The 19,642-nt window shown below is 38.6% G+C and carries 24 protein-coding genes, 2 pseudogenes and 1 riboswitch; of the genes and pseudogenes, 25 read left to right on the top strand and 1 reads right to left on the bottom strand.

Going from position 1 to position 19,642, the window contains the following annotated elements:
• The first annotated feature begins 22 nt into the window (after nucleotides 1–22).
• Nucleotides 23–154, top strand: a riboswitch (FMN riboswitch).
• Nucleotides 155–404: 250 nt separating this feature from the next.
• From ACFPZG_RS09070 to ACFPZG_RS09005, 14 genes and pseudogenes are all read left to right on the top strand, one after another.
• Nucleotides 405–986, top strand: coding sequence for an ECF transporter S component (locus ACFPZG_RS09070; protein ID WP_317940057.1), 582 nt, complete (start codon nucleotides 405–407; stop codon nucleotides 984–986).
• A 336-nt stretch (nucleotides 987–1,322) separates the two neighbouring features.
• Nucleotides 1,323–1,799 (top strand): hypothetical protein, encoded by a 477-nt coding sequence (locus tag ACFPZG_RS09065; protein ID WP_283731813.1) that lies wholly within the window; start codon nucleotides 1,323–1,325, stop codon nucleotides 1,797–1,799.
• A gap of 195 nt (nucleotides 1,800–1,994) precedes the next feature.
• Nucleotides 1,995–2,117: pseudogene (locus tag ACFPZG_RS09060) on the top strand (hypothetical protein); the annotation flags it as partial.
• Entirely contained in the window at nucleotides 2,117–3,085 is a 969-nt protein-coding gene (locus ACFPZG_RS09055; protein ID WP_283731815.1) for a hypothetical protein, read from the top strand. The pseudogene ACFPZG_RS09060 and the gene ACFPZG_RS09055, both read left to right, overlap by 1 nt.
• Nucleotides 3,082–4,116, top strand: a complete 1,035-nt coding sequence (locus ACFPZG_RS09050; protein ID WP_283731816.1) for a protein kinase family protein — start codon at nucleotides 3,082–3,084, stop codon at nucleotides 4,114–4,116. The genes ACFPZG_RS09055 and ACFPZG_RS09050 overlap by 4 nt, the downstream gene beginning before the upstream one ends.
• 2 nt (nucleotides 4,117–4,118) lie before the next feature.
• On the top strand, nucleotides 4,119–4,739 hold the full coding sequence (locus tag ACFPZG_RS09045; protein ID WP_283731817.1) for a hypothetical protein: 621 nt from the start codon (nucleotides 4,119–4,121) through the stop codon (nucleotides 4,737–4,739).
• A 25-nt stretch (nucleotides 4,740–4,764) separates the two neighbouring features.
• Nucleotides 4,765–5,277, top strand: coding sequence for an RDD family protein (locus tag ACFPZG_RS09040; RefSeq protein ID WP_283731818.1), 513 nt, complete (start codon nucleotides 4,765–4,767; stop codon nucleotides 5,275–5,277).
• A 271-nt stretch (nucleotides 5,278–5,548) separates the two neighbouring features.
• Complete coding sequence (locus ACFPZG_RS09035; protein WP_283731819.1) at nucleotides 5,549–5,812, top strand: hypothetical protein; 264 nt, start codon at nucleotides 5,549–5,551, stop codon at nucleotides 5,810–5,812.
• Between the two features lie 218 nt (nucleotides 5,813–6,030).
• Nucleotides 6,031–6,576 carry a DoxX family membrane protein gene (locus tag ACFPZG_RS09030; protein ID WP_283731820.1) on the top strand — a complete coding sequence of 182 codons (546 nt, stop codon included), beginning with the start codon at nucleotides 6,031–6,033 and terminating at the stop codon, nucleotides 6,574–6,576.
• 188 nt (nucleotides 6,577–6,764) lie between these two features.
• Nucleotides 6,765–7,181: a VOC family protein gene (locus ACFPZG_RS09025; protein ID WP_283731821.1), complete on the top strand. Its 417-nt coding sequence runs from the start codon at nucleotides 6,765–6,767 to the stop codon at nucleotides 7,179–7,181.
• 198 nt (nucleotides 7,182–7,379) lie between these two features.
• Nucleotides 7,380–7,619 (top strand): annotated as a pseudogene (locus ACFPZG_RS09020) (DUF1646 family protein); the annotation flags it as partial.
• Nucleotides 7,620–7,842: 223 nt separating this feature from the next.
• Entirely contained in the window at nucleotides 7,843–8,232 is a 390-nt protein-coding gene (locus ACFPZG_RS09015; RefSeq protein WP_283731822.1) for an NUDIX hydrolase, read from the top strand.
• 106 nt (nucleotides 8,233–8,338) lie between these two features.
• Nucleotides 8,339–8,539, top strand: a complete 201-nt coding sequence (locus ACFPZG_RS09010) for a hypothetical protein (RefSeq protein WP_283731823.1) — start codon at nucleotides 8,339–8,341, stop codon at nucleotides 8,537–8,539.
• A gap of 97 nt (nucleotides 8,540–8,636) precedes the next feature.
• Entirely contained in the window at nucleotides 8,637–8,795 is a 159-nt protein-coding gene (locus ACFPZG_RS09005; protein WP_381426793.1) for a DUF4083 family protein, read from the top strand.
• A 135-nt stretch (nucleotides 8,796–8,930) separates the two neighbouring features.
• Here ACFPZG_RS09005 and ACFPZG_RS09000 read toward each other — a convergent pair whose 3' ends face one another.
• On the bottom strand, nucleotides 8,931–9,188 hold the full coding sequence (locus tag ACFPZG_RS09000) for a ferredoxin (protein WP_283731824.1): 258 nt from the start codon (nucleotides 9,186–9,188) through the stop codon (nucleotides 8,931–8,933).
• Nucleotides 9,189–9,307: 119 nt separating this feature from the next.
• Here ACFPZG_RS09000 and ACFPZG_RS08995 point away from each other — a divergent pair, with 119 nt between their 5' ends.
• The 11 genes from ACFPZG_RS08995 (at nucleotide 9,308) to ACFPZG_RS08945 (ending at nucleotide 19,607) form a co-directional block, all read left to right on the top strand.
• Nucleotides 9,308–10,345, top strand: a complete 1,038-nt coding sequence (locus tag ACFPZG_RS08995; protein ID WP_283731825.1) for a helix-turn-helix domain-containing protein — start codon at nucleotides 9,308–9,310, stop codon at nucleotides 10,343–10,345.
• Nucleotides 10,345–11,778, top strand: a complete 1,434-nt coding sequence (locus tag ACFPZG_RS08990; RefSeq protein ID WP_317940056.1) for a RecQ family ATP-dependent DNA helicase — start codon at nucleotides 10,345–10,347, stop codon at nucleotides 11,776–11,778. Before ACFPZG_RS08995 ends, ACFPZG_RS08990 begins: the two co-directional genes overlap by 1 nt.
• An 80-nt stretch (nucleotides 11,779–11,858) precedes the next feature.
• Nucleotides 11,859–12,515 (top strand): LysM peptidoglycan-binding domain-containing protein, encoded by a 657-nt coding sequence (locus tag ACFPZG_RS08985; RefSeq protein WP_317940055.1) that lies wholly within the window; start codon nucleotides 11,859–11,861, stop codon nucleotides 12,513–12,515.
• Between the two features lie 60 nt (nucleotides 12,516–12,575).
• Nucleotides 12,576–13,349, top strand: a complete 774-nt coding sequence (locus ACFPZG_RS08980) for a metallophosphoesterase (RefSeq protein WP_283731829.1) — start codon at nucleotides 12,576–12,578, stop codon at nucleotides 13,347–13,349.
• Nucleotides 13,350–13,420: 71 nt separating this feature from the next.
• Nucleotides 13,421–14,392 carry a YpdA family putative bacillithiol disulfide reductase gene (locus ACFPZG_RS08975; RefSeq protein WP_317940054.1) on the top strand — a complete coding sequence of 324 codons (972 nt, stop codon included), beginning with the start codon at nucleotides 13,421–13,423 and terminating at the stop codon, nucleotides 14,390–14,392.
• A gap of 36 nt (nucleotides 14,393–14,428) precedes the next feature.
• Nucleotides 14,429–15,106: a glutamic-type intramembrane protease PrsW gene (prsW, locus tag ACFPZG_RS08970; RefSeq protein WP_283731830.1), complete on the top strand. Its 678-nt coding sequence runs from the start codon at nucleotides 14,429–14,431 to the stop codon at nucleotides 15,104–15,106.
• Between the two features lie 120 nt (nucleotides 15,107–15,226).
• Complete coding sequence (gene sleB, locus ACFPZG_RS08965) at nucleotides 15,227–16,012, top strand: spore cortex-lytic enzyme (protein WP_317940053.1); 786 nt, start codon at nucleotides 15,227–15,229, stop codon at nucleotides 16,010–16,012.
• A 45-nt stretch (nucleotides 16,013–16,057) separates the two neighbouring features.
• Nucleotides 16,058–17,344, top strand: coding sequence for a PepSY1/2 domain-containing protein (locus ACFPZG_RS08960; protein WP_317940051.1), 1,287 nt, complete (start codon nucleotides 16,058–16,060; stop codon nucleotides 17,342–17,344).
• Between the two features lie 84 nt (nucleotides 17,345–17,428).
• On the top strand, nucleotides 17,429–18,079 hold the full coding sequence (locus ACFPZG_RS08955) for a flagellar brake protein (RefSeq protein WP_381426783.1): 651 nt from the start codon (nucleotides 17,429–17,431) through the stop codon (nucleotides 18,077–18,079).
• Nucleotides 18,080–18,351: 272 nt separating this feature from the next.
• Nucleotides 18,352–19,029, top strand: a complete 678-nt coding sequence (gene cmk / locus ACFPZG_RS08950) for a (d)CMP kinase (protein WP_283731834.1) — start codon at nucleotides 18,352–18,354, stop codon at nucleotides 19,027–19,029.
• The gene (locus tag ACFPZG_RS08945; RefSeq protein WP_317940048.1) at nucleotides 19,026–19,607 is read left to right on the top strand and encodes a lysophospholipid acyltransferase family protein; all 582 of its coding nucleotides are present in this window, start codon (nucleotides 19,026–19,028) and stop codon (nucleotides 19,605–19,607) included. The genes cmk and ACFPZG_RS08945 overlap by 4 nt, the downstream gene beginning before the upstream one ends.
• Nucleotides 19,608–19,642: the final 35 nt, after the last annotated feature.

Genomic DNA, 19,642 nt, shown 5'->3' with positions numbered 1-19,642 from the left:
ATAGAGTAGTAATATAATATTGATTCATCTTCGGGGCAGGGTGTAATTCCCGACCGGCGGAAATAGAAGATATACTTCTTAGCCCGCGAGCTTAACAGCTGATTCTGGTGAGATTCCAGAGCCGACAGTATAGTCTGGATGGGAGAAGGTGAAGGTGCAGCCGTCTTTTTGTGTCGTCTACAAAAAGGGTGCTTATTTAAGTGTGGGGATGTATGAAGAAAATTTCTTTGTAGCCGACCCCTTATTTAATGATGCCTTTTAAACTCTCCCTAAAGCTTATTTAGCTTTGGGGATTTTTTATATCTAAAGCGGAGGCGACCGCCGAAGCTGGATGTAAAGGACACACAATATTCGGTCAGACCTTTCCTCTTTTGAAGTGAATCGCAAAAGGAGAGAGGAACAAAATGAACAACAAGAAGTTAAGAAAGATGATTCTCATCGCAATGTTAGGGAGCATCTCAACAGTTTTAATGCAGTTGAATTTCCCGCTGCCAGCTCTACCGGCATTCCTGAAAATCGATTTCAGTGAAATCCCGGCAGTATTAGCAATCATGACGATGGGTCCAGTTGCAGGCATCGCCGTAGAACTACTGAAGAATGTACTGCATTGGTTTTTATCAGGAAGTCCGACAGGCGTACCAGTTGGTGAGATGGCAAACTTTGTAACAGGAATTCTATTCATTATGCCAATCTATTTCATCTTCAATAAAATTAAATCTACTAAAGGACTTACAGTGGGTCTAATTGCAGGAACTGCTTCAATGGCAATCGGTATGAGCGTATTGAACTATGCAGTATTCCTGCCGATGTACGTTTACTTTTTAAATATGCCAGCTTATACGAGCGACGCAATGTTTAATGTAATCGTATTAGGGATCCTTCCTTTTAATCTCATAAAAGGAATCATGCTAATGGTCGTTTCGTTATTGTTATATAAGAGTATGTATAAATGGATTAACCAACAACAGCATAAATTATCGATGTAAAGAAAAGGCTATCCCGAATATGGGATAGCCTTTTAGTATACAACAATATGCGATATTGTTGATTTCCTTTCAGGCGGACGCTTTTTTACATTCGAAAAGCGTTTATCACCGACTTGGGTGCTGTTATCACCGCCTTGAATGGGTTTATCACCGACTCGCACGGGTTTATCACCGACTCTCAACAATTCAGCCGTTTTCTATGCGATTTACAAGCGAATCCTCACTTTTTCATGTGCAGGTTACACAATGAAGGTATTTATACGAGAATGTAGAATACAAGTAAGAAGGTGATTGTAACAAAAGAGGATTATTCCTTAAAGTAGGGGTGTAATTACTATGAAGAAAAAAATAGGGTTCATTATAGGTGTATGCCTTTTAGTCTTAGTAGTATTTTATTATTTTTATAATACAAAAGAGTTATATGGAAATGATAAGGCTTCTATCGTAAATGTCATTAAGTCAATTGATGGTTATAAGGATAAGGACATTGAAATCATGGAAATCACCGATTTTGATGATATCAGAATTGCTGGTTTCCTATCCAATAATAGTCCGTCTATCATAGAGTTTAATAAAAATCGAAAAGGTAATTATGTCTGGAGGTATGTTGAGACCCGTAAAGATGAATCATTTAGTATGTTCTTAACCCAATTTGAAAACTCTAAAATGATGTTTGTGACTAACTATGAAAATGAAATTGCTAAACTGGTAGTAGATATAAATGGGATAACAATAGAAGAACATTTTATTCCGTATCAAGCAACTGTTACTTGGGTTGATTATCCTCAAACAAATAAAGATCATTATGAATAACGAAATTACAAATATTACGATTTGGATGGAAATTTGATCAAAGAATAGGTGGTTCAAGGATGGTCTGCTACTTCCCTAAGAAGATCAATCTAAATTCGCGACATCCTATCGCAACTATTATTACTTCAAGCACAATACGTAACATTAATTGTAGCAATACTGTCATTTAACCATTAAAAATGGGGAGGGCTTCAAGATTTAGTGGAGGGTATAGGCAGGAAAGGTGTAGGAATACTCATTCATTTAATAATAGTTCGTTTAATAATCTATTTAGCTTTCTTCACTGAAAAACGCTTTTATGTATGGGGGAATGAATAATGGGGGCTTTTAAACATATTGACTTTCTACTAAAAAACAACAAAAACGAAGAAGCATTTCAGCTGATACTTGATCTAAAAGAAAAGTCGAAAACATTGACAGTAGATGAAATTGGCTGGATGTATTGGAATCTTTCGGATATCCCAGCCATTTTGCGAAAAGCTGAGACTGTTTATAAAAACCATGTTGAATTTGTAGAGTGGGGCAAGCAATCTTTGTTTCCCCATAAGCTGCATTGGTTTGTGTCGGATGCAACTCAAGCTTTAACACTTTCTTTAGGTGACTACTTTGGCGAATGGTTTGATTGGTATATGTATGCCTGTGAACATTCTTCCCGGATTAAGGACAATAGAGGTGTACGGTTTGAAAGTCATCGTGCGGCCGTTTGGTCACTCTTAACTCTGAACGAGCTTTCAGAGATTGACATGCCATTAAGAAATATGTTGGATGTAATAGAAGAGGATCAGAACTGGGAAAATAAAATTTTTGCTGAGTTTACATATTGGACGCTTGTGGCTGAGAAAGCTTTTATCCTAGACGAAACTGAGCTGGTAATAGAGGCTGTAAAAAATATAAACCTGTTAGATGATGAAATTAAGGGAGTGCTCGATGCGAAAGCAGATGAAAAGGAAAGTGATTTGTTTGGGAGTTGGGATGACCTTAATAGTTCTCGGTTAAACAAGAGTTCGATGACTGTTTTGCTTCATAATGGTGCTTGTACATTTCATAAGATTGAAAGATTTGAAGAAAGCATTAAGCTGTTTCAGTCGGCACTTCAAAATGGGGTTACCATTACTACTTATGGACTGTCCTTGTATTTGTCTTCAGTATGGAAAATAAATAGAGATGAAAAAGAAATAATTGAGTTATTCCACATTCATACGCCAGACGGGGCGGCTGTAGACGATTTGTTTCAATTTGTCCCTGAGTTAAACAGCATCGACTGGCGCAACGGGGGTACAACATGAATATCGGGTTGGAAACGATAAATGAAGTTTTGGCACTGTACACGATTAAAGGGCAAATATCTAACATCCATAATTTTATTCATTACTATGATGAAAAAAATGCGGAAGTCAAAATAATATGTAAGGTGGAATTCACTGATAGAAATCCGGTTGTTGTGAAATTTGTCAAAGAAAAAGAACATCCATCTCATATTATTGAGTCTCAAAGTCTCTTTTCTGAGTATTTAAGGGATCACGGCATTTTGACGCCAAGAAGGTATGTCAGCGAGGGAAGGTACTGCCAAAATTACAAATTGCATCATTTGGATGTTGCTGTTACTGTTGAGGATTATTTAGGGGAAGAGATCAAAGCGATTGACTATAATCTTGCCTATAAATTGGGCCAATTAATGGGGAAAATCCACAAAATATCGGAGAAGGGAAATTGTCTTATTGGAAATAGTACTATTTTTAATCTTGTTGGATATAACGAAGTCAGTGGATACAATGCATTTCGTGAGCTTGGTGAAGCGGGGGCAATTGATACGGTAATGTATTGGAAAATAATAGAGTTATATACAAAGAAGCTTGAGAAAGTAAAGTTGTCTTGGGGTAAGTTACCGAGGTTTGCCACACAAGGTGATATTTCTATTAACAATTTATCGTACATAGAAGGGAATATTGGGATATTCGATTACAACATTGCTGGAGATGAAACCCTTGTAGGAGACATGGTACTTGAGGGATTGTTGACAGCTTGTGAAATGGATTTAGCCGATGGATTAACTGATAATGATCGAAAAGAATTATTCAAGACCTACTATAAAGGCTATATTACTGCAAGACCTTTGTCGGATGATGAAAACGCGGTGTTAAGTGACGTTTATTCAATATCATCTGCTTTATGGTTTACCAAGATTAAATATAATGATAGTTCATTGGAAAAGCTTGTTGAGCGTGAAGAACATGATAAAGTGAGGCGGCTATTAGAGGAAATCTATGTTAGGTTACACGAAGATGATCATGAGATTTTAGCTGACAAGGGGGAGTAAAAGTGGATACAACGAAGGGGAAATTTGCGTTTTATTTTTGGGGAATCCTATTTTTCTTCTTATATTTTAAAATTATTGCTTTTGTATGGAATCGGTGGTTTTTCGGGAGCATTATACCGGAACCACTCGGACTTCTCGTAATCCTATTGATCGTCATTCCTACAGCGTTTTTAACCTCGAGATTTCTTGTGATTAAAATACCGATGACGTATCACATGATTGGGATCATCGGTGTCATGTTGTTTTTTTCATGGAGTATATTTGACGACCATAGGGAAAAGAGTTTGGATGAATTAATCAAATATCAAGACAATAAATTCAAAGCTATGGAATTCAATTTCTCCGATTGGCGAATTGAAGAGAAAGAACCCGTTGAAGAAATGTTGGAATTCTTAAGCCAGTATAGAGTGAAGAAGATGAAGGACTCCGAGTGGAATAGTAATGTTTCCGGAGAAAAAGGATTTCAGGTCATGGTTTACTTGAAGGGTAAAACGACAGGCGCGTCCATATATGAAAATCGAATCCTATCCTACAATAAAACCTCGTATTACAAAGTTCTTAATGGGCCAATCGATATGGAATGGATTGAAGCGTTCGAGGAAAAACATGGGAAAGGACAGTAAGAATGTTGTTAAAAAGGGGGGGGCTATGTCTTATTCGTTATTTAGAACCCGTGTTTATGCTTTCCTATTAGATTATCTTGTTATTGTTATATACGGTGTATTTGTTGTTGGTACCATTTCGTTTGTTTTTAGACAATATATTAACCCTTTATTTTCAAGTTCCCCAGTAACGGCAGAACTGACAGGTTTTTTTATGATTACCTTGCCAGTTTCACTTTACTTTATTTTATGCGAGTGTTCAAAATGGCAGGGAACATTGGGGAAAAGAATAATGGGTATTCGGGTAGTTGACGGTTTCGGCCAACGTATTGGAATTGGTCGTTCGGCAGTGCGAACAGCTATCAAATTTCTTCCTTGGGAGATTGCTCACTTCGGGATATGGCGATTAATGCTTCCATCAAGCCTTTCTGAAATTACCGTTTATATAATATTAAATGCTGTCAATCTTGCAATAGTAGCCTATCTAATTATCCCCTTCACAAATAAAAAAAGGAAAAATGTTTATGATTGGGTGGCCGGTACGGAAGTTGTTCACTAACGTAAGTAATATGCGACCTTTTTTTATAAATAGTGAACCTTCCTCCATTCAATGCTGCTTTTAGTATGAACAGTTAAACGAATATTAGGAGCAAAATTAATGCTGGAAAAAGGCTTATGACTATTTTTTCCCTTTACGTTTTTCTGAAAAAAATGTTGAAGTGTTTCCAGTGTTTAGTTCATATAGAGTTTGGAATTCTAACAGAAACTGGCATCTTTCACGGCATCCTTCAGAAGTGGGTTCAGCCAGGTAGCAGAGGAGTGAGACAACTTTGAAAAGAGCTCTAATTGGTGGATTCGTAATGATGGGCGGGTTATTCATTGTGTCGACTATTTTGCTAACAGGTGCTATATATGTACCAGATTCGACGTCGTGGTGGTCTGGCAGGTCGAAGTTTTGGTTCGCGATTATTGGTGGCGAACAATATGGTAATGACGCTGTTGACTCGTTATTTTTAGGGTTTCCTCTAATTATTGGTGTGATTTTATCGATTTTGGGCTTAGTTATTTTGGGTCGGGAATACTATCAGAATTGATCTCAGCCCTTGAAATACTTTTTGTGAAGTATTATTTCACCCAACTGCCAAAATACATGATCTCACCGTGGGTATTATACGTCAAAATCTAAATGCAAGCTTAGAATCAACTTGTAATCAAATATACATAAGATGAGTTGTAAATCATTACAGTATTATGAACACATTAGAGATTGAACTTTTTCTGCGATACACTGAAAAAAAAGGAGGATATTCGAATGAAAAACAATAAAACAATAGTAATACCAGAAAACCCGGTATCACGGTTTTTATTCAGTGACACCCGCTCGGGACTCTTTTGGTTAATCATACGTTTGTACGTTGGATTTGAATGGTTGAAAGCAGGATGGGGAAAAGTAAGAAGTGATGCGTGGACAGGTGAAAACGCTGGGACTGCACTTCAAGGCTTCATAAACGGAGCATTGACAAAGGCAGAGGGAGGCGGAGATGTTTCGGGATGGTATGCGTCGTTCTTAGAAAACACCGTCTTGCCCAATGCAGAAGTATTTAGCGTCATGGTTGCATACGGCGAACTATTAGTCGGTCTTGGCCTAATACTTGGGCTATTGACAGGAATAGCCGCCTTCTTTGGAGCCTTAATGAATGTCAGTTTCTTATTCGCTGGGACATTAAGCGCCAATCCGTTGCTGTTCATCCTTGCAACCTGGCTAGTGCTTGCATGGAAAGTGGCTGGCTGGTATGGACTCGATCGTTGGGCACTACCGAAATTAGGAACGCCTTGGACTGGGAGAAAATCCATATAACCTATCCCGAATATGAATTGTGTCGGTGCAAAGGGCATATATGACAATAAGAAAAGTCGGCCATTTACGTATATGGCCGACTTTCATTTCGTATATTTACAATTTCAGATGGAATATTTAGCAACATTTAATGAAAGACTAATTGACATGGCTTTCTTGCCAGTAATTTTTAAAGGAGGTAATGAAAAATGGCATTCACATCCAAAAATATCTTTATCAATTTATCAGTAAAAGACGTGAACAAGTCCACAACTTTTTTCAAGGAGTTAGGGTTTGAGTTCAACCCACAATTCTCAGATGATACCACGTCTTGTATGATCATCAGTGACAATATCTTTGCTATGATAATGATTGAGGAACGTTTCAAAGGATTTAGTAAGAAGGAAATTGTGGATACTACTATTTCTGCTGAAGCAATTTTAAGCTTTTCAGCTGAAAGTCGGGATCAAGTGGATGAGATAGTAAATAAGGCATTAGCATCTGGTGGTACATCTTTTAGTGATGTTCAAGATCATGGATTTATGTATATACGGGGGTTTCAGGATTTAGACGGTCATTTATGGGAAGTTGCTTATATTGATGAAAGTGCAATTAACCAAAAATAAAATTCATGGTTAAAGGTGATCTCCAGTGTTAGCTTCTAATTGAATTTAGAAGGCAACTCCTTTAATAAACCTTTGCTTCTTGCGATTGTTATGTTAAACTATCACCAATAGGCCAATTACTTAAATTGAATATTCAGTAATTTTTTAGGAAGAGTCTGTCACCAAGGGAGTAGTATGCCCTTTGGTAGATGGACTCTTTTATTGGACAATGCCACGCTCGCTGCTGCAGAAATCAGTCCAGCAATGAGTGAACCAACCATTAAAGCCGTACTATTAGGCCTCATTATTAGTGAAGGAATGCTTATTCCTGGAAACATTCCTAATATCATCGCTGCAGGAAAGCTTAAAATTACTAGTTTAGAATACGCGAAATTTGCGTTTCCTGTTGGCTTGATTGCTATGGTTGCTTATTTTATTGTTATTCTTATAACTGGGTAATGAATAAAGCTAAGAAAAACCACTTTAACTGATTTAGATATCAGTTGAGGTGGTTTTTTTGTGAATCACGGGCACTTGGGACTGTTTTAAATACTTACAAGTTCGAGATTATTTTATCTGAACCTTTTGAAAGTGGTTGGAGAATTCATGATATAATAGAATTAATGGTATTCGAGATTATTATTACAAAACTATAGAACGGTAAAGGCGGGGGAATATTCGAATGAAAAGCTGGTCAGGATCAGCAGGTATTTGTATCAATGAAAAAATGGAAGTATTGATGGTAAAAAGTTTTGAGTCAGAGGGGTGGGCAGTACCTTCTGGTGGTATTGAAGCAGGGGAAAGTCCCGAGGAATGTTGCATTAGGGAAGTCAAAGAAGAAACCGGATATGACGTGAAGGTCATAGAGCTTATAAGGGTGAAAGAAACAACCATTAACGACATTCATGTAACTACATATTATTTTAGGGTTGAAAAGATTGGTGAAAGTAGCGGAATTAATGATCCTGATGAAATTATTGCAGAAGCTAATTGGAAGTCTTTAGCTGAATTAAATGCGATAAACCACGTCTATCCTGAGGATTTAGAATTACTATTGGAGCAATTAATATAGAAGTAACTACAGAGACCTATGATATAAGAGGGGATGCGTATGTATAAGTTCAAAGAATATGAATGTAATTGTAAACAGTAGTTTGAATCGGGAGGTTGGGGGAGCAATGAAACGGTGGTGGTATTGGTTGTTTACTGCGGTATTTTGTGGCTTTATTCTTATAACACAAGGATTATTTTCCTCATATAAATTAGAGGGAGAACAACCTGGTTCGTTAAATGAATTTTTGCTAAGCACTTGGTGGGGCTTTATTGCAATATTGGTAGTGTTATTGTCCCTTAAACGGATGAGCGAAAAAGGACAGTGAACGATTAATCATGTGAAAGAAGAAAATCAGTGGAAGTAATTAAGGGAATACATTGAGTTGGAAAGGTAACTACTTAAGGTAGTTAAAGGTGATATATATGGAGTTGCTATTATTTATTTTATTTGTCTGCTTTCTGGCATTAATGTTTAGTTCTGTATTAAGTAATCAAAATAAAAAAATTCAAGGCAATAAAAGAATAGAACAGAAATTAGATAAGCTTATAGAGTTATTAGAAAGTGAAAAAATTAATAAGTGATGCGGCAAATGAATATGGATTTAGGGAATTTTCTATGTTCTAGTTTGGGAATGAAGCGGAAATCCCTCTGGGTGTTACAATATTGTTTAAAAGAATAAAAAAAGGCTGCCTCAAAAAGGGCAGCCACTCATTTACTTAGTCTTCATATTTTAATGGATCGCCATCGAATGGTGCATCAGCGACTTTGATAGAGTCTGTTGGGCAGCCATCAAATGCATCCTCCATGTCCTCCAATAGTTCTTCTGGAACTTCAGTTGTACCCGTGTTATCATCTAAAATAACATAGGCAATTCCCTCATCGTCATAATCGTAGATGTCAGGTGCCGCAGCGCCGCAAGCTCCGCATGCAATACATGTATCTTGGTCAACGATGGTGTATTTTTTGCTAGTCATTGACGTTCTCTCCTCTTTTCTCCGCACAATCTATTTAGTTCCCTTACTATTCTAAAGCTGTTTTCACTACTTTTCAACAGAAAAACATTAATATAACGTTGACTTAGGAGGAATCTGACATGAATTTGTCTTCAATCCTATTATTTATCATAGACAAGATGAACGGAGAACGGACATTGAATGCAGGTCTACATCTCTTGCGTGGGAAAAAATCAGGTCAGACCTTACAAGATGTTGAGTATTTCGACTTGAGATCTTTTTTCGGAATTTGGCCAAAATTGGATGAGTTTTTATACCAACAGACAGTAGATGAATTGGTGAAAAATGAACTGATCACAACCGATCAGAAATTTTGTCGTCTTACTGAAAAAGGGAAAAAGGAAGTGAATGGTTTCCGGTGTCCCCAATTTAAAGGGTGGGATTATCGTGGAAGGGAAGTCATATTTTTTGGGAGAATTGCATTGGCAGTCCAAACTATATCTCATTTTCGTTCAGGTTCCACATCATTCACTCCCATACAAAGAGATCGTGAAATTCAACTTTTTGTAAAACGTCTTCTTGAGGGAAAACCGCTAACTGAACCGGAGTTCGGGAAGAGAATTGGCGATGAACTTAAACGAGCCCTTGTAGCAAGCGGGATGAGTGATCGACATAAATACATATTTTCGAACAGGTTGACAGGAAATGGCGTAACAGCGAAAACATTGGATCAGCTTGCCTCCGAATTGAATAGTTCACCTTCAGGGATTTATCTGTTATTCATAGAGAGTTTACATATGCTGTTGCCGGCCGTTGAATCAACCGATAACTTTCCATTTTTAAAAACATGCGCAACGGATGTAAAAGTCCATTCCTATTTAACCGAATCTGCATTAAGAACAAAAAAGCTTTTTGACCAAGGATATTCGATGGAGGACATAGTAAGGGTCCGCAATTTGAAAATGAGTACGATTGAAGATCATATTATCGAGATGGCGATGAATGATGAGCTATTCCCCGTAACTCATTTCATTTCAGAAGATTCTATTCAGGCAGTCCTCTCTAAATCCAAAGAATTGGGGACAAAAAGACTTAAGCTATTGAAAAATGAATTCGAAAAGCTTTCCTATTTCGAACTTCGATTAATATTAACCGTTACTAGGGAGGGGGAGTTGTGATGGATTTACAATTGTTACTCAAAGAACGGTTTGGTTACACTCATTTTCGCACAGGGCAAAAAGAAGTGATTCATCATGTATTGAATAAACGCGATTGCGTAGCTATCTTGCCTACAGGAATGGGGAAGTCACTCTGTTATCAATTACCTGGATATATTTTGCCCGGTTCTGTTTTAATCATTTCACCGCTTGTCTCCCTAATGGAGGATCAGGTCATGCAAATGAGGAAGAATGGTGAAAAGCGGGTTGTAGCTTTAAATTCTTTTCTCCCTTTTTCTGAGAGAAACAGAGTTATCTCTCGCCTTGGAGAATATAAGTTTATCTTCGTCTCGCCTGAGATGCTTTCACATAAATCTTTTGAGTCTCATCTTAAAAGAATTGAAATTGGCCTCATAGTTGTAGATGAAGCCCATTGCATTTCGCAGTGGGGGTTTGATTTCCGTCCTGATTATTTACGTATTGGCGAGTTTTTATCTTCTTGGAGTTCACCAATATTGGCTTTGACAGCAACAGCCGATACAAAAGTGATAAATGACATAACGAGCTATTTGAAAATGGATGAACCAGCCATCGAAAGACACTCTTTAGATCGACCGAATATCTCTTACTCAATCATTCAACTTAACTCAACCTTGGAGAAAACGGATTGGATTAAGGAAAGGATTATGAAAACTACCGGTCCTGGGATAATCTATACTTCTTCAAGGAAACGCGCTGACGAATTGGCGGCTGAATTACAGTGGGCTGGATATGCTATTCAGTCGTATCATGCGGGAAAAGAACAAGATGAACGAGCAATCATCCAAGAACAATTCCTAAATAATGAACTAAAATGGATATGTGCAACAAATGCATTTGGTATGGGCGTACATAAAAGTGATATTCGTCAAGTTATTCATGAACATCTCCCGTCCAACATTGCCGGTTATCTCCAGGAAGTGGGAAGGGCTGGAAGGGATGGTCTACCTTCCGCCGCAACGCTGCTTTATATGCCAGCTGATGAAAGGATGACAAGTTTCATCATCCAATCGGATAGACCGGATGAAAGTCAGATGCGACATTATGTAAAGATGCTCGCTGAAGGTCAAGAACCTTCTACATCGGCTGAATTAGCAGGCTTATCGGATACGGGAAGAAGAATAGTAGACTATTATTTGGAAAGATATTCATTGGATGAAACAAATGAGCGAATGAAAACTCTCTCCGCCGAAAAAGAAACAGAGCTTCAAAAGATGCTCAACCTTGTACATTCTGACAAATGCTTACGGGAAACCGTTTTGTCGTATTTTGGTGAACGGTGCAAAGAAAAGCCTCAAGCATGTTGTTCAACTTGCGGTCTGAAAGAGATGGAATGGCTTACAGAAAAAACAAATAAGAAAAATATGAGTGTAAAAGTCACTTGGGATGATAGAATTACCAATCTTCTTGGCTAACATGTCTGATGAACGTTTACTTTTACGACAATATTCGTCATAATATAAGGAAGAGCATCGTTGGATAGGAGAATTTGTCGATGAAAAATGATGATTATAAAGTAGAATTCGAGAATAATCGCAAAGAGATAGAGCTTGATCATAATGAGGACGCAAGTTTGCCTTCGCGCGTAGAACGATATGGACGCCAGCGAAAGCAGAAAAAAACGTCAAGATATACAATGATCAATGTCATCCTTGGCGTTTTTACATTCATACCCATATTGATATTCGTATATGTTATATATAATTACTATTATGGACCAGATAGTGGCTCCGCTAAAGTTGCTAATACAGAGGTTCCTGTACAAGTGGGCACAAATTCTTCTTCAGGGAAGACTGATAATCTTAACTCGGTCGTTATTGGTTCACCAAAAGAAGAAGAGGATGAAAATGCTTCTGAAGGGAATGCTGATGAAGAAGCTGTTGACGAATCAGAAACTAAAAAACCTGTTGTAAACGTTAATCCTCCGGCATCTGAAAAAGAAGATTCATCAAAGGTGACAGAAAAACCGAAAGATGAAGGAAAAACAACTGAGCAAACAATAGCTAAAACCCATATCGTTGCCGAAAACGAAACGCTCTATCGCATTTCGATGAATTATTATGGAAGCGTTGCAGGCATTGAAAAGATTATGAATGCGAATGGTCTGACTTCAAATAATATAATGGCTGGACAAAAGTTGATCATTCCATAAAATGAAATCCTGAAAGAGGCAAAGCCGTGTACTTTGCCTTTTTCTTATGGCAGGTGTGTAATGAGAATAATATTGAACAGTTTGTTTGGGATTGCGGGTTTAATAATTGCAGTTTTACTGTATATGTTCGCTTTTGCGAAACGCAGAAATGTAATTAGTCATTCCTACACTGTCGGAAAAGAAATAAAACAGGGCAAGGAGCTTTCCTTGTTTTTTATATCGGACATACACAGGCGCCATATTGATAGACGATTATTGGAAAAAGTTAAATCGTATGGGTCAATTGATATCGTCGTCATAGGTGGAGATCTTGCGGAGGCAGGTGTTCCGTTGCCCCGTATTGAACGAAATATAAGGGCACTTTCCACTCTTGGTCCATTATTTTTTATCTGGGGCAATAATGATCGGGAAGTCGGGGAAGATGAAATTCGGAAAATAATCAGTAGGCATGGCGGTGTTATCTTAGATAACACGGATGCAGCAATACCGAACAATCCATTATGGGGAATTTGTGGTACTGATGATCCATCCAGTGGCCGCGTCGATATTAAGGCTACACTGAAAAATGCCAAATCCTATCCATATTTGATTGTGGCGGCACATAATCCATATATGTTCAGAAAAATAGAGGAAGTTTGTAGCCCCGACTTGATGCTTGCAGGCCATACCCATGGTGGACAAATTAGAATGGGGAAATTTTCATTGCATGCATTAGGTAGATTTAGTGAGCAAGAAGGAAAAGCAAAATTGGTAAGCAATGGGTACGGGACATCCATCGTTCCACTCCGGTTAGGGGCAGCCCCGGAAAGCCATGTTATTAAAATAAATTATTGATGTTGGGTCTTTTTTCAACTCAACATCAATTAGTCGGTGAGATTCACTCGCTGTAAAAGTACTTAAGGAGATTGATAGAAATGATTACGAAAGACGCCATAGTGATCGGCGGAGGACCTTGTGGACTATCCGCCGCAATTGAAATACAAAATAAAGGGTTGGATGTATTAATAATTGAAAAAGAAAATATTGTAAATTCGCTTTATCGATATCCAACACATCAAACATTCTTCAGTTCAAGCATAAAGCTATCCATTGGAGATATCCCCTTCATCACCGCGAAAGAAAAACCTAAAAGAAACGATGCACTTGTCTATTATCGTCAAGTGGCGGAGTTAAAGAAACTCTCCATTAATAACTATGAAACTGTCGAGGATGTCGAAAAACAAAACGATGTATTTATCGTTAAGACGAATCTGAACAACTATTCTGCTAAATATGTAATTATTGCAACAGGTTACTATGACAATCCGAACAAGCTTGGAATAACTGGCGAGGATTTGCCGAAAGTATCCCATTATTTCAAGGAAGCCCATCCATACTTTGGAAAAAAGGTTGTCGTTATTGGGGGCAAGAATTCCGCAGTGGATGCAGCAATAGAACTATTTCGTGCAGGTGCCTCTGTTACTGTGATCTACAGGGGCTCAGACTATTCCCCAAGTGTAAAACCATGGATTCTACCGGGCTTTGACAGCCTTGTTCGTAATGGTGAAATCGACATGCATTTTAACTCGAATGTCCTTGAAATCACCCCCAATACAGTTGTATTTGAAAGGGATGGCGAAAGACTTTCAATAGAGAACGATTATGTATTCGCCATGATCGGCTACCATCCTGACCATAGTTTTTTAGGTAGAATCGGCATCGAAGTCGATGAAGAAACTGGTCGGCCAGTCTATGATGAATCTACAATGGAATCCAATATCAAAGGAATATATATTGCGGGTGTCATTGCAGCGGGCAACAATACAAACGAAATCTTTATCGAAAACGGACGCCACCATGGTGAATTAATAGCCGAACATATAGCGGAAAATAACTAACAGGAGAATGAGTGGCAGGAAGGAGGCCGGTCGGGTATGATCATATTACTTACAGTAGCGATTGCGCCAGGCTTGGCACTCTTCAGCTACTTTTACCTACGCAAACAAATAGCGAAAGAACCGTCGCACACCCTATTTCATACATTCATATACGGTGCAATGATGACATTCCCAATCATGTTCATCCAACATGTATTCAAAGAAGAAAGCATCATCCCAAACGAATTCTTCCGCAATGTCATCTTTACCAGTTGGATCGAAGAATTTTTCAAATGGCTAATCCTCTTAATAGCAATATATAAACATATGGAGTTCGAAGATGCATATGACGGGATTCTTTACGGTGCAAGTGTATCTCTCGGATTCGCCACAGTCGAAAACATTCTCTATTTACTCATTTTCGGATTAGATACCGCTTTTTTACGAGCTTTATTGCCTGTTTCAAGTCATGCGTTATTTGGTGTCGTAATGGGATATTATTTCGGTAGGGCTAAATTCACAACTAAATCCAATAAAAAAGGCATGTTATTCTTCGCATTCTTTGCACCATTCATTCTACATTTCATATACAACGGTATCATTGGAGTGAATGACCATTCTTTATACTTAATCATTCCTTTCATGTTGTTTTTATGGTGGTTCGGATTGACACGGGTGAAATATGCACATACCTTTGCAATGCAACAATTCAGAAAAAAGACCTCGTTAAAATGAAGTAAATCACTTACGTATATAAGGCCATTCAAGATTCGGAGTAAATCCGGATCTTTTTTTGTTTTTTCTTGATACTAAAAAGAAATTGTTTGGACAAACTGAGAGAAAGGAGGAATTGTATTGAAAAAAAATGTACAACGTTTATTAATACTTGTATTGCTAATTGGTTCTGTATACGCAACATCCCCTATCCATACCGACGCATTCAGCTCGCGGGATTTAGGAAGGGGAGCAACTGGAGACGATGTTATTGAACTACAGGCAAGGCTTCAATACATTGGATTCTACAGAGGTGATATCGACGGAAAGTTCGGCTATGGAACCTATTGGGCCTTACGTAACTTCCAAGATAAATACGGATTACCGATTGACGGAATTGCTGGGTCGCAAACAAAAAAGAAACTTACAGCTGCTTCCTCTTACGATGAAAAGTTTGTAATGGAGAATTTGAAGAAAGGAAATAAGTTTACCCACTATGGCGGAAAACCACTGGCCTCGCAAGTAAAAAAAGGAGGCGGTAAAACGGAAAATATCCATCTGCCTTCTAAGTACACTGAGCAAGATCTTAAACTCATGGCTAATGCCGTATATGGTGAAGCACGTGGGGAGCCTTATGAGGGGCAGGTAGCAGTAGCAGCTGTCATTTTAAATCGGGTAGAACATGCCGATTTCCCTAATACTGTTAGTGGAGTTATCTTCCAGCCGGGAGCATTCACTGCTGTTGCAGATGGACAAATCTGGCTAACCCCTAATGAGCGGGCAAAAGAGGCTGTACTTGATGCCTTAAATGGGTGGGACCCTTCAGAAAATGCCATCTATTATTTCAATCCGATTACAGCTACAAGTAAATGGATTTGGTCCCGACCACAAATTAAAAAGATTGGCCTGCATATCTTTTGCAACTGATAAAGGAGGATCGAAGAACAGCTATTAACGCTGTTTATATCCAAAATGAAAAAAACTGTATTTGTTCTTGCATACGCGCTGATTGCTGTTTCAATATTTGCTTTTACTAAGACAACGGAAAATAATAAACTTTCTTTGGCATTAAGTAACGAGTACGCGATGAAAATGGCGGACGCATCCGATAAACTTGGAGAACTTGATAAGGCTGTAAAACAAACACTTTTATTTAATCATTCTGAAGGGTCAAAGAAGGCACGGGAAGACATCTGGCGACTTTCTTCAGATATAAAAAGCTCGATTGCGTCATTACCGCTTGATGCAAGTTTTACAACTTCCTGGATGAATTATTTAAGCAGAATAGGAAATTACGCGAAGGAAGCTGACCGAGCGGAACAGCCCGATGAGTATTATAAAGTAATGTCGCAGGCATCGAATAACTTAGGAGCCATGCAGGGTGATTGGCAACTCGCAACGGCAGGATTGCTGGATGGACAATATTCCATGGGCGAATGGACACGTAAATTGGACACGTCGAATCCTAATTTTGATTGGTCCAATATGGGGGCTTCCATTAAATCATACACGGAAAGCGATTTTCCTTTAACTGCAAGTGAATCTGATGCCATGAAGAAAAAAGAACTAAAACATATTGAAGACGCCAAGGTCACACAAGCGGAAGCGATTGACCGATTCAAGACATTATTCCCAAATGTCTCCAATGATGTAATTGGTGTTGAGATGAGTAAACCAGGTTCCCCTTACCCATTTTTTCATATCCGGTTTGCCGATCGTGAATCCATCGGTTATATCGATATTACAGAAAAAGGTGGCCATGTACTTTCCTATCTTTCAGAAAGACCTTTTGGAAAGGCATCATTATCATTTGATGATATAAAAAAGAGGGCGGAAGACTTTTTAAAGAATGCTGACTACAAGGATCTCGTCTATCAAGAATCAAGGGAAAACAATACAGCATGGCATTTCGTATTTGTCAGGAAAGAACCATTTTACGGAGCAAAAGTATTTTCGGACGTAATCCATTTGAAAGTCGCTAAAGATAATGGGGACATTATCGGATTGGATGCATCCGAATACATCCGAAAAGAACAATTGGCAAGACAAGCAATTAAAAAGATTGATTGGAAAGAGTTTTTCCATAAGGATGTCCAGGTCGTTGAAGATGAACTTGCCTATGTTGAAAACGAGAGACTGGAACAAAGACTTACTCACTATCTAACAGTAACCCGTGATGAAAACGGCCATACTGGCACCTACACAGTTATTGTTGATACTGAAACAGCTGAAGTTATAAAGACGGAAAAACTGGATTGAGTTCGATAGGAAGATTGAACTGAAAATTATATATTGGAATTATTGCCTACCCATGACATAATGGTAATAACCATTCAAGGGTAGGTGTTTGCATTGTTCCTTACTATCGGTACAACGTTAACCATCAGTAAAGATAGCAATGAAGAAAATAATGAGCAGTTTAAAAGTAAGGTGGTTGACACGGGCGATGACTTTGTCATGATTGATTATCCCGTGAATATTGAAACAAACCGGACTACGTTTTTCATCGATGGTACAAAATTGCATGTTTCTTTTGTCAGAAATAATATTTCTTATTCTTTTAAAACTGAAGTGACAGGTAGGGCAAATAAAGACATCCCGATGTTGAAAATCTCCTATCCAGGGGATAAAAAACTAACTAAAATCCAAAGACGTGAATATGTGCGTGTGGAAACGGCCGTAGATGTCGCTGTGGATTATAGGGGAGTTATTCAACAATTTGTCGCAGATGATATTAGTGCTGGAGGCATAGCTTTAAACCTCGGACCGAATGACACGTTCGAAGATGGTGAAAAGGTGAAATTAACGATTGCCTTACCTTTCATAAATGATGAGATTAAGTATATTAATACTGAAGCGAAAGCCGTACGTACATGGAAGAAGAATGAGCGTGCCATTGCATCCCTGCAGTTTTTGGAAACAACATCCAAGGATAGACAGGACATTATCCGATTTTGCTTTGAAAGACAATTGCAGGCAAGGAATGATGCATAGCGTAGTTCACGGGGAAAGTCCTATTCAATCAGGACTTTTCCCTTTTTGATTAAAAAGCGGAAGGTGGTGTTTAGCGACGACAGGCGTTAGACAAATAGTTGAAGGCAGTCTAAGTTCGCGACGTCCTGTCGCAACGACTGCACACCTGCATCCTTGCAGGCGCGTAGTGGCGTTCTTTGCCACGAAGCAACTTTGACTTATGACCCGAGTAGCTGCCACCTTAAGCTGGATTATGATACAATGTTTTCGAACTGAATACGGGGGTAGATGATATGAGTAAAGGGATTATTATTGCAATTGATGGTCCTGCAGCTGCAGGCAAAAGTACAATTGCAAAAAGGATAGCACAAAAATTAGGGTATACGTATATAGACACTGGTGCGATGTATCGGGCTTTGACGCATAAAGCTATCCAATCGAACATAAATATGGGTAGTGATAAGGATTTAGCAGATTTACTAAAGCATACTGAAATAGTATTGGTTCCTGAAGAAAATGGCCAAGCCGTTTGGATTGACGGTGTCGATTGCTCCGAGGAAATTCGCTCACAAGAAGTAACAGCAAATGTTTCTGAAGTAGCTGCCCATAGTACAGTTAGACATCTAATGGTGGAGAAGCAAAGAGAATTAGCTGAAGGAACTGGCGTTGTGATGGACGGTCGCGATATCGGCACTGCAGTGCTTCCAAAGGCAGAGTTAAAAGTATTTATGACTGCCTCTGTAGATGAAAGGGCTGAAAGGCGCTTTGTCGAAAACGAAAAACGAGGAATTCATATCCCTCTTGCTCAATTAAAAGAGGAAATCGAGAAGAGAGACCGTGCTGATAGTGAGCGGGAATTATCTCCATTGAAAATGGCGGACGATGCCATTTTGGTAGATACCACATCCATGTCAATCGAAGAGGTGGCTAATCAGGTAATTATGCTGGCGGAAAAGAGGATGAACCAATGAATCTATACCCGTTCGGTAAATTTTTAGTTAGTACTATTTTCTATCCTCTTTATCGGGTCAAAGTTATTGGCAAAGAGAACTTTCCGCAAGAAGGTGGAGTGCTTCTTTGTACAAACCATATTAATAATTTCGATCCGCCGGTTGTTGGAATGTCTAGTCCGCGAACAGTCCATTTCATGGCAAAGGAAGAATTGTTTAATGTACCAATCCTGAAATCCATTTTACCAAGTGTGAATGCATTTCCTGTTAAACGGGGCATGAGCGACCGTGAGGCTTTCAGAACTACCCTGAAATTGTTGCGAGGCGGTCATGTTGTTGGCATGTTTCCTGAAGGGACAAGGAGTAAGACGGGAGAACTTGGAAAGGGACTTGCAGGAGCAGGATTTTTCGCTCTTAAAGGCGATGCAGTCGTTATGCCATGTGCAATCATCGGTCCTTATAAACCATTCAAAATGTTAAAAGTCATTTTTGGTAAGCCTATCGACATGACGAGCTATCGGGAAACAAAAGCATCCGCAGAAGAAGTGACAGAAGTGATTATGAGTGAAATTCGTACCCTTTTAGAACAGAATAAATAAATTTATAAGAGTAATTTTTTGTTTTTATGAATCGA

This window comes from Sporosarcina thermotolerans (genome assembly GCF_042658975.1).
Classification (GTDB): domain Bacteria; phylum Bacillota; class Bacilli; order Bacillales_A; family Planococcaceae; genus Sporosarcina; species Sporosarcina thermotolerans.
The sequence above is the reverse complement of the archived record's forward strand: the minus strand, read 5'-3'. Positions and strand labels throughout refer to the sequence as shown.